Origin of the sequence: Janthinobacterium leeuwenhoeki (assembly GCF_051380795.1) — a bacterium.
In the GTDB taxonomy this organism is placed as follows: Bacteria; Pseudomonadota; Gammaproteobacteria; order Burkholderiales; family Burkholderiaceae_D; genus Janthinobacterium.
In genome coordinates this window covers 120,859-134,308 of the sequence record NZ_JBNYXT010000007.1, presented here as the reverse complement: position 1 = coordinate 134,308, position 13,450 = coordinate 120,859, and the positions used below count along the sequence as shown (strand labels likewise).

General features: G+C 64.0%; 13 protein-coding genes. All 13 read right to left on the bottom strand.

The window, feature by feature from the left end; translation table 11 throughout:
- Positions 1 to 2 precede the first annotated feature (2 nt).
- On the bottom strand, positions 3 to 1,316 hold the full coding sequence (locus tag ACQ4WS_RS08860; RefSeq protein WP_436475463.1) for a F390 synthetase-related protein: 1,314 nt from the start codon (positions 1,314 to 1,316) through the stop codon (positions 3 to 5).
- Complete coding sequence (locus tag ACQ4WS_RS08855) at positions 1,313 to 2,143, bottom strand: MBL fold metallo-hydrolase (protein WP_436475461.1); 831 nt, start codon at positions 2,141 to 2,143, stop codon at positions 1,313 to 1,315. Before ACQ4WS_RS08855 ends, ACQ4WS_RS08860 begins: the two co-directional genes overlap by 4 nt.
- Positions 2,136 to 3,173, bottom strand: coding sequence for an NAD-dependent epimerase/dehydratase family protein (locus ACQ4WS_RS08850; protein WP_436475459.1), 1,038 nt, complete (start codon positions 3,171 to 3,173; stop codon positions 2,136 to 2,138). The genes ACQ4WS_RS08855 and ACQ4WS_RS08850 overlap by 8 nt, the downstream gene beginning before the upstream one ends.
- Positions 3,174 to 3,183: 10 nt before the next feature.
- A complete protein-coding gene (locus tag ACQ4WS_RS08845) occupies positions 3,184 to 4,164 on the bottom strand; it encodes a 3-oxoacyl-[acyl-carrier-protein] synthase III C-terminal domain-containing protein (protein WP_436475457.1) in 981 nt (326 codons plus the stop codon).
- 49 nt (positions 4,165 to 4,213) lie between these two features.
- Complete coding sequence (locus ACQ4WS_RS08840; RefSeq protein ID WP_436475456.1) at positions 4,214 to 5,122, bottom strand: ion transporter; 909 nt, start codon at positions 5,120 to 5,122, stop codon at positions 4,214 to 4,216.
- 80 nt (positions 5,123 to 5,202) lie between these two features.
- The gene (locus ACQ4WS_RS08835; RefSeq protein ID WP_436475454.1) at positions 5,203 to 6,954 is read right to left on the bottom strand and encodes a cation:proton antiporter domain-containing protein; all 1,752 of its coding nucleotides are present in this window, start codon (positions 6,952 to 6,954) and stop codon (positions 5,203 to 5,205) included.
- Between the two features lie 111 nt (positions 6,955 to 7,065).
- Positions 7,066 to 8,298, bottom strand: coding sequence for a metal-dependent hydrolase (locus ACQ4WS_RS08830; protein ID WP_436475452.1), 1,233 nt, complete (start codon positions 8,296 to 8,298; stop codon positions 7,066 to 7,068).
- A gap of 103 nt (positions 8,299 to 8,401) precedes the next feature.
- The gene (locus tag ACQ4WS_RS08825) at positions 8,402 to 10,054 is read right to left on the bottom strand and encodes a GDYXXLXY domain-containing protein (RefSeq protein ID WP_436475450.1); all 1,653 of its coding nucleotides are present in this window, start codon (positions 10,052 to 10,054) and stop codon (positions 8,402 to 8,404) included.
- 5 nt (positions 10,055 to 10,059) lie between these two features.
- The gene (locus ACQ4WS_RS08820) at positions 10,060 to 11,022 is read right to left on the bottom strand and encodes a DUF2157 domain-containing protein (protein ID WP_436475448.1); all 963 of its coding nucleotides are present in this window, start codon (positions 11,020 to 11,022) and stop codon (positions 10,060 to 10,062) included.
- Positions 11,023 to 11,063: 41 nt separating this feature from the next.
- Positions 11,064 to 11,354, bottom strand: a complete 291-nt coding sequence (locus ACQ4WS_RS08815; protein ID WP_436475446.1) for a DUF427 domain-containing protein — start codon at positions 11,352 to 11,354, stop codon at positions 11,064 to 11,066.
- Between the two features lie 70 nt (positions 11,355 to 11,424).
- Positions 11,425 to 12,090, bottom strand: a complete 666-nt coding sequence (locus ACQ4WS_RS08810) for a DsbA family oxidoreductase (RefSeq protein WP_436475444.1) — start codon at positions 12,088 to 12,090, stop codon at positions 11,425 to 11,427.
- A gap of 90 nt (positions 12,091 to 12,180) precedes the next feature.
- Positions 12,181 to 12,825, bottom strand: coding sequence for a glycerol-3-phosphate 1-O-acyltransferase PlsY (gene plsY / locus ACQ4WS_RS08805; RefSeq protein ID WP_436475442.1), 645 nt, complete (start codon positions 12,823 to 12,825; stop codon positions 12,181 to 12,183).
- A gap of 97 nt (positions 12,826 to 12,922) precedes the next feature.
- The gene (ybaK, locus tag ACQ4WS_RS08800) at positions 12,923 to 13,414 is read right to left on the bottom strand and encodes a Cys-tRNA(Pro) deacylase (protein ID WP_436475440.1); all 492 of its coding nucleotides are present in this window, start codon (positions 13,412 to 13,414) and stop codon (positions 12,923 to 12,925) included.
- Positions 13,415 to 13,450: the final 36 nt, after the last annotated feature.

Below are 13,450 nucleotides of genomic sequence, written 5' to 3'. Positions count from 1 at the left end.
GTTCATGCGCTTGCAAGGCGCCGGATGCGGCGCCGTTTCATGGTGGGGTCAAAGGGAGGCAATTCGGCGCTCGTCGTCCAGGCCAGACCGTCGACGGCCACGCCGAGGCCCTGCAGCACCGTTGCCAGGTGCGCGCGCAGGGCGGCCAGGCCGGCATCGTCCAGGGCCGCGTGCAGTTGCAAGCCAGCTTCGCCCGACTGCACCAGGCGGTAATCGGCGTCCGGCGGCAAGGCTTGCGCGAAGGCGCGCGTCAGCACGTCGGCAAACACGGCGACGGGGGTGCCGCCGTTCGCCGACAACATGGATGGCAGGGATGGCAAGAGCAGCATATCGTCGCAACGCCCTTCGATGCCATCGATGGCGCGCGTGGCGCGGCCGCAAGGGCATGGCGTGGCGCGCGCGAGCAGGATATCGTCCAGCCGGTAGCGCACGATGGGCTGCGTGATGCGCGTAAAGTCGGTAATCACGGGTACGAAGCGACGTTGTTCATCATCCAGCCACTGCGGCTCGATGTGCACATATTCCTCGTTCAGATGCAGCACGCCATGTTCGCAGCTGCTGGCGAGGAAACCCTCGGTGGCCTGGTAGATTTCATGCACGGCGCCAAACGCCTGCACGATCAGCGCGCGGTCCTGGGCTTCCAGCACTTCGGCCACCGAGATGACTTTTTTCGGCGCCAGCGCCAGGCTGCCATCGATGACGCGCAAGGCCAGCTGGCGCAGCACCTGCGCGGGCGCGACGATGACGGAGGGCCGATATTGCGCCAGCTGCGCGCACAGGCTGTCGAACGGTTCGAACAAATCGTAGAAGGCAAAGGTCAGCCATGGCGAGCGCACGGCCGTATACAGATTGCTGTTCGCGCGCAGGAACAGCGCCACCTTTTCGCCGGAAAACAGGCCGTCGGGCAACGCCTTGGCCAGCATCACGCCTGCCCATTGCGCCTTTTCGCGGGGGCTGACGGTAAACACGGCGCGCCGCGACGAGGTGCCCGACGATAGCCCCACGGTGATGTCACCGACGGCGGGCGTGAAGTCGCGGCTATGCTCGGCCGCCATGGCCGCGTCCATCGCCTGCGCCAACGTCACCCCCTCAGTGTTCATGGCGTCGAAATGCTCGAGCATCAGCGCCTTGTTCATGGTGGGCCACTGCGCCAGCGGCAGCTTGCGGTACGGCGCAAAGTAGCGGCTGCGCGCACACAGGGTGTCGATGAAACGCGCCAGCTGCTTCCGCTGGTAGGCGTCGAGCTGCGCGCGGCTTGTAAAACGCAGGCGGCGCGTGCGCCAGTACGACAGCAATAACCAGAAAATACGCTTCACGGGCGGCCCGCCACTGGCAAATAATCGAGCGTATCTTCATGCGTGATGCGTATCTGCGCATTGCCCGACTGGTGCAACTGATGCAAGCGGTTCAAGGTCGCGTAATACGGCGCGCGCTTGTGCTGGATGATGAACGACAGTTCCGACGGCCCACGCAGTTGCTGAAAACTTTCCGGCACCCAGGCCGCGTCCGACGCCAGCAGGGTCCAGCCGCCCTCCTGCAGCACGAAGGCGCCCAGATGGCCGATGGCGTGGCCCGGCAAGTCGACGATGTAGATCTCGCCCGTGCCGCTGACGTCGCGCCCGTGCGCAAACGGCAGCAGGGCGGCCGGCAAAGCCGTCTCCGGGATGCTTTCAACAAAAGCCAGGCGGTCGGCAATGTCGGGCGGCAGCAGCTCGGGCACGAAGGCCTGGCGCACGGCGGCCACGCCGGACAGGCCGCGCACGGCGTCCCAGCCGGTTTTGGAGGCCATCAGCCGCGCGCCAGGAAAGTCGCGCAGGCCGGCGATATGGTCGGCGTGGAAGTGCGACAGCAGCAAGGTGTGGATGTCGCCGGGCGAGACGCCATGCGCGCGCAACTGGCCCTGCAGCGACTCATTCTCGTCGAAGAAAATCGGCGTCACCCACGCGTACATGCGGTACACGCCTTTCGACGTGGCGGCGCGGAAGTGTTCGGCGTAACCGGTGTCCCACAGGTACAGGCCCGCGCGCGTCTCGATCAGGTAGGCGCGCGAGGGGAAGCAGCGGCTGGCCAGCCCGCTGCCTTTCAAGACCATGCACGAAGGGTGGGTGCAGTGGCCGACGCGAAACGCGGTGATGCTAGCCATTGCGCTCCTTGCCCACCTTGTGCGCCGCCGCTTCCTGACGCATCCACTGCGCCGTGCGGGCGATGCCTTCCTGCAGGCTGACGATGGGACGGTAGCCGAGCACCTTGCGCGCCTTGGCGTTATCGAGCGTCATGTCGAAACTGAGCGCGCCGATGCTGTAGGGCGTCAGCGATGGTTCGCGGCACGTGAAGCGCGAGGCGAACTGCATCAGGCGGGCAAGCAGCGCCAGCACGCGATACGGCACGCTGACGATCTGGAACGGCTGCTGCAGATGCTCGCAAAACAGGCTGCGCAAAATGTCGCACAGACGCGCCGGTTCGCCATTCGTGATGTTGAAGGCGGCGCCCGAAGCGATGCTCTTGTGCACGGTGGCCAGCCACATCGCGTGCACGACGTTGTCGACATAGGTGATGTCGATGCTGACCGCGCCGCCATTGGGCAGGGGCAGCTTGCCGCCGCGCTGTTCCAGCACGCGCGCCAGGCGCGGAATCAAGACCTGGTCGTGCGGGCCGAAGATGGCGCGCGGGCGCAGGATCACGCAGGTCATGCCACGGTGGCGGTCGACGCAATCCTGCACCAGTTTTTCCGCCATCGCCTTGCTGCGCGCATACGCGTTGACGAAGGCATCGGGACGGAAGGTTTCCGGCACCTCGTAGCGGTTGCGGTAGTCGAAATAGATGGCCGGGGTGGAGATGTGCACGAAGCGCTCCACATGCAGGCTGGCGGCCGCGCGCAGCAACTGGGCCGTGGCCGTGACATTGGCGGCGATGAAGTCGCGCTCGGGGCCCCAGGGCGACGACAGCGCGGCGCAATGCCAGACGGTATCCATGCCGCGCACCAGCTCATCGACCTGGCGTGGCGATGCCTGCGCCAGGTCGAGCGCCACGAATTGCGCGCCCATGCGTTCGAGTTCGCGGCCGACGGCGGCGTTGCGCCCCGTGGCACGCACTTCCACGCCCTGCGCCAGCAGGGTGCGCACGGCATTGCGCCCCAGCCCGCCCGTCGCTCCCGTGACCAGTATCCGCCTCATCACACCACCTTCACAGGTCAAGAATCATGCCGCCGATGGTCAGGCCTGCGGCCGTGCCCATCATCAGCAAACGCTGGCCTGCCACGGCCCGCCCCGTCATCACCGCCTCGTGCAGGGCGGTAGGCAAGGACGCGGCCACCTGATTGCCATGCGTTTCAAAGATCTTGATGATTTTAGCATCGGGAACGTCAAGGATGCGCGCCGCATGCGCGAGCCCCAGCGGGCTGGCCTGGTGCGGCACAACCACGTCGACCTTTTCCAGTCCCGCGCCCGATTCGGCCATCAATTCCGCAAGAAAATCCGGCATCACCTTGACGGCCAGGCGGAACACGGCCTTGCCATCCATGCGGAACAGGTAGTCGCCCGGTTCGCAGCCGTTGCGCGGGTTGCGCTCGGTGCCGCCGCCGCGGATTTCGCAGTAGCGCCGCCCTTCCGGATACGTGCCCATCTTGTAGGCGCGGATGCCGGCGCTGCCGTCGCCCCGCTCGACGATGACGGCGGCAGCGCCGTCGCCAAAGATCATCGACGCTTCCGGCTCGCTCCAGTCGACGCCGCGCGACGCGAGGTCAGACGAGACGATGGCGATGCGGCGGTAGGCGCCGCCGGCCAGCATCGCGGCGGCCACGCGGAACGCTGCCATGAAACTGAGGCAGCTGGCATTGACGTCGAAGCTTTGCGTGCCTGGCGGCAATCCCGCATGTTCGGCAACGAAACAGGCCGTGTTTGGCAACGCTTGCTCGGGCACGCCGTTGGCGCAGATCAGCAAGTCGATGTCGGCCGGACGCAGGCTGGCGTTCTTCAGCGCGTCGAGCAGGGCGGCGGCAGCCAGCTGGCTTTGCGACTCATCGGGGGCGGCGACAAAGCGCGACAGCACGCCGCTCTTGCGCAGGGTGTAGCCGGCCGGATGGCCCAGTTTCAGATCCAGGCTGGCGGAAGTCACACTATGCGACGGCACGGCTTTGCCCGTCGCGATCAGGCGAACTGGAATCATGTTGGCCTTAAAAAAGTAAAGTAAATACGGTTGATGTACGGTCTATACGCTAATCGCGCGCCAAGGGCGGCAAATCGACACCGCAGTTCTTGCAGAAATTGGCATCATCATCGAGCCCTTCTTTCAGACACGTGGGGCAGGTGCGCGTGGTGACCAGCTTGGAACTGCGCTGTACCGTCATTTCCGCGCTGATAATGCCGGTAGGCACTGCCAGGATGCCCCAGCCGAGCAGCATCATCAACGAAGCGATGGTGCGCCCGATGTCGGTCTTCGGCGTGATATCGCCGAAGCCCACGGTGGTCATGGTGCTGATGGCCCAGTATATCGACGTGGGAATGCTGCTGAAACCGTTATCCGGCCCTTCCACGACATACATCACAGTACCCAACAGAAAGACCACCATCATGACAAAAGACAAGAAAATGAGGATCTTGCGCCGGCTGGCCAGCAAGGCCCGCCCCAGCACCGTGTATTCATGTACATACGACGTGAGCTTGAGGATACGGAACATGCGCAGCAGGCGCAAAATACGCACGTCGATCAGCACATGCGCGCCCGGCAGCAACAAGCCGATGTAGGTTGGCACGATGGCCAGCAAGTCGATGATGCCGAAAAAACTCTTGGCATAGCGCACCGGATGCCGCAGGCACGACAGGCGCGCGCAATATTCGATGGTAAATAAAATGGTGAAAAACCATTCCAGCGCCGTCAGCCAATTGCCATAGCGCTCGGCCACGGAGGCGACACTGCTGAGCACGACCACCGTCACGCTGATCAGGATGGCGGCGATCAGCAGCAAATCGAAGGCGCGGCCCGTGCGCGTTTCCGCCTCGAAAATGACGGTGTACACCCGCTCGCGCCAGCCCCGCTCGGGCTTGCCAAATTTTTGCTGCGTTTCCTGCGCCGCCAGCTGCTGCGGCGTCAAGGGCGCATCTGCGCTCTTCGTCGCGGCTTTCATGTGTTTAGTCTGCTCATATACTATTATTGTATAGATAATTTACAAAGCACGACGACACGCACGGTTGGCTACAGCTTGCACTACGGCAGCTTTTTCGCCAGCAACACGGCATTGCGCCGGTCGCGCTCGGCTTGCACGATGTCCGTCGTGCGCGCTTCCGAGAGGCCCACCGTGTGCAGCACGGTGGCCGTCAGCTGCAGCGCCGATTCCAGCGCCTCGGGCACGACCAGCGTAGCGCCCGCCTGTATCAAGGCCACCGCATGCGCCTCGTCGCGCGCGCGCGCATACACGGGCAGTTGCGGATATTCGCGGCGTATCGATTTCACGGCATGCAGCACGGAGGCCGCATGGTCCATGGTCAGCACCACGGCGGCAGCCCGGTCCGCATTCACCTTTTGCAACAATTCCGCGCGCGACGCATCGCCGAAATACACGGGGAAACCGCGCGGATGCAGGGTCGTCACCAGGCGCGCATCATTTTCAATCGCCACATACGCGATATCCTGCTCCGTCAGCACCTTGGCCAGCAACTGTCCCACCCGGCCGAAACCGGCGATGATGACGGTGTTGCCCTGCGGCGGCAGCGCGCCGTGCGCCAGGTCGGCCAGCTGATGGTGGTGGCGCTGTTCCCACCAGTTGCCGAAAGCGCGCGCCGCCTTGGCCAGCGCCGGCGTGGCGAACAGGCTCAAGCCCACCACCAGCATGACGAACTGTGCCACCTGCGGGCCGATCAGCTTGGTACCGAGTGCATACGCGACGACGATGAAGGCGAACTCGCCGCCCTGCCCCAGCAGCACGCCCGTTTCCACGGCGCGCCCCCAGTGAAAACCGCCGATGCGGAAAATCACGCTGATGACCAGGGTTTTCACCGCAAACAAGCTCAACACGGCCAAGGGAATCAAAATCGGCGACTTGAGGATTTCGCGCACGTCGATCTGCATGCCCACCGACATGAAGAACAAGCCCATCAGCAAGCCTTTAAAAGGTTCGATCGTCACTTCCACTTCGTGGCGAAATTCCGTTTCCGCCAGCAGCAGGCCGGCCAGCAAGGCGCCCAGCGCCATCGACAGACCCGCCAGGTAGGTCAGGCCCGCGATGCCCAGGGTGCTGAGCAGGGTCAAAGCCATGAACACGTCAGGCTGGCGTTTCTTGACGAAAAACTGGAACAGGGGGCGAATGACCCTGCGTCCCAACAGATAGATGAGCAAAATGGCGCCGGCCGATTTCACGGCCGCAAAGCTGAGCAGATACGCCAGGTCGTCGCTGCGCCCGCTGGCGAAGACATCGATCAGGATGAACAGCGGCACCACCATCAAATCCTGCAACATCAAGATGGAAAAGCCCGCCTGGCCGGCTGGCGTTTGCAGGGAGCGCTGGTCGGTCAGCAACTGCATCACCACGGCCGTGGACGACAGCGACAGCACCAGCCCCAGCACGATGGACGCTTCCAGCGACAGGCCAAAGTAGTACGCGACACTGCCGATCAGACAGGCGCTGACAGCCACCTGCCCCACGCCCGCGCCAAACACCCAGCGCCGCAGCGCCCACAGCCGTTCCGTTGACAGTTCCAGGCCGATCATGAACATCAAAAACATCACGCCCAGCTCGGCCAGGCCGCTGACTTGCTCGGCGCGCACGAACGAGAAATACGTCAGCCACGTGAAGTCGCCGGCCCACAAGCCGAAGCCGAAGGGGCCGAACAGGGCGCCGACGGCCAGGAAACCGAGCACCTGGTTGACCTTCAGGCGTTGCAATAGCGGAATAAAAATCCCGGCCAGGGCGAGAAACAGCAGGGTTTCCCGCAGATACGGTAAGGCGTGTTGCTCTTCCAAAATAGTCCTAACTAAATATCATTCTTGCTGAATTGGTAGTGTCGCATGCTGGGTCACGGCGAAGCAGGCCCACACGCGATATTTTTTGCCCAAGAGCAACACATCCGTTCTCTATTTCGGCGGCGCCAGCATGTCAGCACGGGGGCGGTCCCAGCCCGGCACGTAGGCGGGACACGGCCGGCTACGGAACTGCTGCAGCTCCACCGTCGTGAAATTGGGCAGCATGCCGGGATTGAAGCGCACGTCCGTCAGCTTGTCCGCATTCAATCTGGGCATGCGGGCAAAGCGGAACCAGGCGTCGACATAGCAATTGTCTTCCTGCAAGGTGCGCAGGGTGGTCAGGCTGCCCGCCGCCTGGGCAGACACGGCGATGCCGGGCGCCAGTTGCTGTCCCTGCTTGCCCGTCTCGGCCAGCCCGGCCGGGCAAGCGGCGGGCGCCAGCGACTCGGGCAGCAGGCTCAGGGTGCCGCGCCGCAGGGTGTACACGTCCGTCTTGCTGTCGAGCGAGACATAGATCCAGCACAGCGGGTTGCTGGGAAACGCCGTCATCGCCACATCCCACACGCGCGTGCCGGGGTCCAGGCGCTGCACAGCCGCTTCGATGCGGCTACGGCCAAGGGCCGAGGCCACGCCCTGCGTGCCGATAAAAGTGGCTGCCAGCGCGAAGGCCAGCAGCAGCGCTCCGCGCCCCCGCTCGACGGCCCGTCCTTGCAGCACGGCCAGGATCACGCCCAGCCCCAGCAGAATCGCCAGCGAGGCCGGTGCCAGATAGGTTTTATAGGTAAAGAAACACAGGGCCGCCGCCAAGGCCGCCAGCAGCACGCTTTTGACGCTGCCGTAGCGCAAGGACATGATCACGGGCACGCCCAGCAAGACCCAGAACATGGGCTCGACAATGAAGACCATGTCGCCATACAGCCAGCGGTTATCAAACGGGTAAAACGGGTGCAAGCCATAGGAATTGAGGAAATCCATGCCCATGTGCAAACAGAATCCCAGCAGCAAACAAGCCGCCAGGCCGATGCGGGCAGGTACGCTGCTTTTCAGCAGGCGGCGCGCGCCGGGCCATAGCAGCCATAGCAAGGCCAGCAACAGCAGCGCCTGCGGCAAGGCCAGCAGCAAGGTATGCGTGTGGCCCCGGTGGTGCAACATGTAGCCAAACGGACGCGGCAGCAATCGGGTCAGCACCAGATCCAGGTCGGGCGCGTTGCTGGCAAACCATGCCGAAAACCACAAGAGCGCGCGCCGGGTGCGCTGTGCGGGGGCTTGCGGCTCGGGCGGCAGGCTGCGGTGTACCAGTTCGCCAACCCCGAGGCCGATGACCGAATGCGTAATATTATCCATCGGGCAATTTTACAGGATGCAGCCACCCCAAGAGCAAAGGCTGGCGTCGTACCCTCAGGGTACGACCCCGGATTCTGCCATTGGGTTTGTTCAAATCAAGCGTCTACAGCACCTGTAAATCTTCCCCGCGCATACCTACCAGCAAGGCGCGGCCATCGGGCATGACACGGAACTCGCCATAACGGGCTTTTTCCCAGCGCGCCGCCTCGCCTTCCTTGAAGAACCAGGCATCGCTGACCAGCACCCAGTTGCCATCTTTCGGCGTCAGTTCGAGCAGGAATTCGCCGGGCGCCAGCGCCTCTTTGGTGTATGGACGCAGCAATTCTGCCACGCCGCGCGCATCGCGCGTGGCTACCACGAGAGGCCGGCCTGGCGCCCTGTCCACGCTGGCCAGAGTGGAGAGGACGCCCAGGTTGACGAAATTGAGGCGCATGTAGTCGCCCTGCATCAGTGAGCGGGGATCGACGGGTTCCAGTGCCACGAAGATCGCTTGTCCTTTGGCAATCAGCTGCTCTTTCTGCCAGATCCCGCCATTGGCGACCAGCAACACCAGCAGCAAGCCGCCCAGCACGCCCATACGCGCGACGCGGTGTTCGGCCGCTACGCTCACCGGTTTGCTTTCCACCAGGTGCAGCACGGCGCCGCGCATGACCAGCCACGACAGGGCGCACAGCACGGCGCCGGCCACGGCCAGCAGCGCCGCCTTGCTGGCCAGCGGCCAGGCCAGCTGATAATAAAAGCTGCCGAGTATCCACGCCGCCGCCAGCGCGGCCGCCACGGCCACGCGCGCGCGCCCGCTCGTCAGGCAATACGCAAGGATCAGCAGCACGGGCCCCAGCGCCGGCATGAACCACGCCAGCACGACCAGCACCAGCGCCACGCCGATGGCGGGCAACTGGCGCAACGCCGGCCAGCGCCATCCCGCCCAGGCGGCGGCGGCCGTGGCAAGCACGAGCGACACACCATTCAAGGCCTGCGCATACCAGGCTACGCCCTGGTGCCGGGTCACTTCACGCGCCACCTCGCCGGCAAAACCACCGCCCAAGGCGCCGCCCAGCATGAAGGTCATGCCGGACCAGAAGACCAGCCCCAGCAAGATTGCCAATACCCACCCCGTCGACAGCGATTCCAGGAAGGCGGCGACAGACGCGCCGCGGCCATCGTTGAAGGCTTGCTTCTGCAGCCAGTGGGCGCCCAGCCAGAGGGCCAGGGCCAGCATCCAGGCCAGATACAGTTGCGTGGGGTCATTCTCGAAAATCCAGTCGCGCGTGCTATCGACGATGCCCAGCCCCAGCAAGCCGCAGGCGACCAATCCCAGCAGCACGCGCAGCCAGTCGCGCGGCAAGGCCGCGGCCACCACCAGGCATGCCAGGCACAGCAGCAGCGATGCCGTCTGCGTGGAATAGTCGCGGTACAGGGCATAACCGAGCAAGCCGCCGCCTACCAGCAGGCAGGGCACGGCCAGCTGCTCGACAAACAGTGCCACGCCGCGTGCACGGATCAGCAGCACGGCCACCACCAGCACGATGGCGGCCACGACATACGCGCCGGGGCCCTGGCGCACCACGCTTTCCAGGCCCACGCCCAGCGCAATCATCAGGGGAATGGCGGCCAGCCAGGCGCCAAAGGCCGTCATCAGCACCAGCGGCCACGGCCGCACATCCTGCACCGGTCGGCTGGTACCAAGCGGCAACAGGCCGGCGCGCGTGGCGTCGTCGATCAGGGTAGCGAGCGCATCGGCTCGTTGACTATTCATATTGCTCATGCCGCCTCCTGGCGCGTGCGCCACAGGATGCCTTGCACGGTCAGCGCCAGCAGCACGGCTGCCAGCAAGCCCAGCATGGCCAATCTGCCGACGCCATCGCCATTGCCTCCATTAAGCAGCACGCGCGCCAGGCCACCCACCAGCAAGATATTCAAGCCCAGTGCGACGGCACTCAGGCCGAACACATCAAAAAGCTTGCGCGTGGCCAGCAGGACGCCGGCGATGGCCAGCAAGCCCAGTCCCGCCCAGTACGGCGACTCGATATTGCTGCCGAACAGGGCACTGACGGCCGTGCCCGTGATGAGGATGGTGGCGAGCACCAGGCCCAGGCGCAAGGCCCAGCTGCCTGCGCCCGTCCAGCGCGCCAGCAGGGGCGAGACAAACGCACAGGCCAGCAGCACGGCCAGCCAGCCGCTGACAAAAATGGACAAGTCGGCCGAATCGATGCGCCAGCTGTGGTGCGCATGCGCCTGCACCCACAGGGCGGCGGCCGTCGAAAAAATCAGCATCCACGGCGTCCACAGCACGTCGCTGCGCGCCACCAGGCACAGGGGCAAGGCCAGCGCGGCCCACAGGGCGAACAGCTGCCACGGATCGGCACCCGTCTGGTAGGTCTGGCCGAAATACGCGAACAGGCCGCCGATGGCCAGCAAGGCCAGCAGCAGCAAGGGCACGCGTGCCTTGGGCACGGCGAATGCGCCCACGCAGGTGGCGGCAAATACGCCTTGCAACAGGGCAAAGCGGCCCATGCGGCCCAAGTCTTCCCAGTTGGCGGCGACCCAGCAGATCAGGCCCATGCCCAGCAACGCGGCACCCAGCACGGCCACCCCACGCGGCAGCCAATAGGCCAGGCGCGCCGGTTCGCGCTGGAAACCGGCCACTTCCTGCAACTGCCGGGTTTGTTGGGCATCGAGCGCGTTGGCCGAGGCGAGCTGATACACGGCGAGGCGTAGATCCATCGTCTGCTTTCTATTAATTTTTAGTATTTTAGTATGGCGCGTCAGCGTTCGACGCTCACGCCGCGCCAGAAGGCGACGTGGCCGGCAATTTGCTTGGCGGCATCCTTGGGCTGGGGGTAATACCAGGCCGCGTTGGCATTCGTCTGGCCATCGACGACGAGGTCGTAATAGCTGGCCGTGCCCTTCCACGGGCAGATGGTGGTGTGGCTGCTGGGACGCAGATACTCCTGCGTCACCTTGGACAAAGGAAAATATACATTGTTTTCAACGACTTGCACCTGCGCATCGGTGGCTTGCGCAATGACGGCGCCATTCCAGCGGGCTGTTGGCATTTGACTATCCTCCTTCTGCGCCGAGTGTAGCGCAAAAAGTCTGCCATGGCGCGCGCCATTGGCGCCCGGCTTAACCGCCGGCGATGATCTGGCGCAAAGCTTGCTCAAACACTTCAGGCGGCTGGCCGCCGGAAATCAGGTGACGCTCGTTGATGATGACGGCGGGCACCGAGTTGATGCCGTTCTGCTGGTAGAACTGTTCCTGCGCGCGCACCTCGTCCGCATAGGCATCGGACGCCAATACTTCGGCCGCTTTGACGCTGTCCAAGCCCACCTTGCCGGCCACGGCCAGCAAGACCTCGTGCGAAGAGGGATTTTGTCCCTGCGTGAAATAGGCATCGAACAGGGCCATTTTGAGTTCTTTCTGGTGCCCTTGCAGTCCGGCCCAGTGCAGCAGCCGGTGCGCATCGAAGGTGTTGTAGATGCGGCCGCGCTTGTCCATGGCAAAGGTAAAGCCCAGCTGCTCGCCGCGCGCGCGGATGGCTTCGCGCGACTGCGCCATCTGTTCCGGGGTGGACCCGTATTTGCGAGCGATGTGTTCGCCGATATCCTCGCCTTCGGGCGGCATATTCGCGTTCAGTTCGAAAGGCTGGAAGTGGATGTCGGCCTGGACGGTGTCTTGCAGCTTGGCCAGCGCCTGCTCCAGCGATTTCAGGCCCACCACGCACCAGGGGCATGAAACGTCGGAGACGAAATCGATACGGATGGGAGTGGGTATGATGGGAGTGGAACTCATGGTGGGCAGCCTTTGCGCGAGTCGGTGGCGGCCGCACCGCGCGGCGCCGCAAGCACAGCATATGCGTGCGGGCCGCGGGAAATCAAGCGCTTACTTCTTCTTGCCGGCGGCCTTGGCCACGTCCTTCTTGCCGCCGATCTTGCTTTCCTTGCCAGAGAGCAAGTTAGCGATGTTCTGGCTGTGGCGGTAAGCCAGCAGCACGCTCATGATGATGACGGACAGCAAGATGGGATCGACGCCGAACAGCAAGCCATAGTAAAACGGCGCAAACAGGGCCGCCACCAGGGCTGCCAGCGAGGAATAGCGGAAGGCGTAGGCGATGATCAGCCAGGTGGCCAGGGTGGCCAGGCCCAGCCAGGGATTGATGCCCAGCAACACACCGAGGGCCGTGGCCACGCCCTTGCCGCCGACGAAGCGGAAGAACACGGGCCACAAATGACCGAGGAAGACGGCGATGGCCACCAGGGCCACGGCCATGTCGCCCACGCCCAGCGCCGTGGCAAAATGGTCGGCCAGGAACACGGCCAGCCAGCCCTTGGCGCCATCGCCCAGCAAGGTCATGATGGCCGCGCCCTTGTTGCCGCTACGCAGCACGTTGGTGGCGCCCGGATTTTTCGAGCCATAGGTGCGCGGATCGGCAATGCCGTAGACCTTGCTCATCACCACGGCAAACGATATCGAGCCGAGCAAGTAAGCGGCCACTGTCATTGCCACGGTTGTGATTACTGGATTCATTTCTTCCCTTTGTTGTGTTTATTGCACCAGCGTCGAGGCTGGCGCAGCAGAATATACACCATGCTCTATACCCAGCAACAGGCTTTGGACGATTTCCTTAATCCTGCAGGGCGCACTGCACCGGCTTGGCGTGCAACAAATCAAGCAGCACCTGCGGCGCCAGCGAGACGAGAAAACCGCGCCGCCCGCCATTGATGTAGATGCGTTCGAGCGCCAGGATCGATTGCTCCACGTACACGGGCATGGCCTTCTTGGTGCCGAACGGCGAGGTGCCGCCGATCATGTAGCCGGAATGGCGCTGCGCCACTTCGGGCTTGCACGGCTCGACGGCCTTGCAGCCGATGGCGCGCGCCAGGTTCTTGGTCGACACCTTGCAATCGCCATGCATGAGCACGATCATCGGCTTGGCCGCCTCGTCCTGCATTACCAGGGTCTTGATGACCGCGTGTTCGGGCACGTTCAGTTCGCGCGCCGAGACGCTGGTGCCGCCGTGCTCCTCGTACGGATAAGGGTGCTCGTCGAAGGAAACTTGATGCTTGCGCAGCAACTGCGTCGCCTGGGTTTCGGAAATATGCTCTTTTTTAGCCATGCGTGATACGCTGATCGTTCAGTGAGGAGTGCTAAT

Excerpts from the sequence above, each read along its gene's own strand:
- ACQ4WS_RS08820 (WP_436475448.1), bottom strand. The coding sequence starts at position 11,022 with ATGGATCTACGCCTCGCCGTGTATCAGCTCGCCTCGGCCAACGCGCTC.
- ybaK (WP_436475440.1), bottom strand. The coding sequence starts at position 13,414 with ATGGCTAAAAAAGAGCATATTTCCGAAACCCAGGCGACGCAGTTGCTG.
- ACQ4WS_RS08850 (WP_436475459.1), bottom strand. The coding sequence starts at position 3,173 with ATGAGGCGGATACTGGTCACGGGAGCGACGGGCGGGCTGGGGCGCAAT.
- ACQ4WS_RS08840 (WP_436475456.1), bottom strand. The coding sequence starts at position 5,122 with ATGAAAGCCGCGACGAAGAGCGCAGATGCGCCCTTGACGCCGCAGCAG.
- ACQ4WS_RS08855 (WP_436475461.1), bottom strand. The coding sequence starts at position 2,143 with ATGGCTAGCATCACCGCGTTTCGCGTCGGCCACTGCACCCACCCTTCG.
- ACQ4WS_RS08830 (WP_436475452.1), bottom strand. The coding sequence starts at position 8,298 with ATGGATAATATTACGCATTCGGTCATCGGCCTCGGGGTTGGCGAACTG.
- ACQ4WS_RS08810 (WP_436475444.1), bottom strand. The coding sequence starts at position 12,090 with ATGAGTTCCACTCCCATCATACCCACTCCCATCCGTATCGATTTCGTC.
- ACQ4WS_RS08825 (WP_436475450.1), bottom strand. The coding sequence starts at position 10,054 with ATGAATAGTCAACGAGCCGATGCGCTCGCTACCCTGATCGACGACGCC.
- plsY (WP_436475442.1), bottom strand. The coding sequence starts at position 12,825 with ATGAATCCAGTAATCACAACCGTGGCAATGACAGTGGCCGCTTACTTG.
- ACQ4WS_RS08815 (WP_436475446.1), bottom strand. The coding sequence starts at position 11,354 with ATGCCAACAGCCCGCTGGAATGGCGCCGTCATTGCGCAAGCCACCGAT.
- ACQ4WS_RS08845 (WP_436475457.1), bottom strand. The coding sequence starts at position 4,164 with ATGATTCCAGTTCGCCTGATCGCGACGGGCAAAGCCGTGCCGTCGCAT.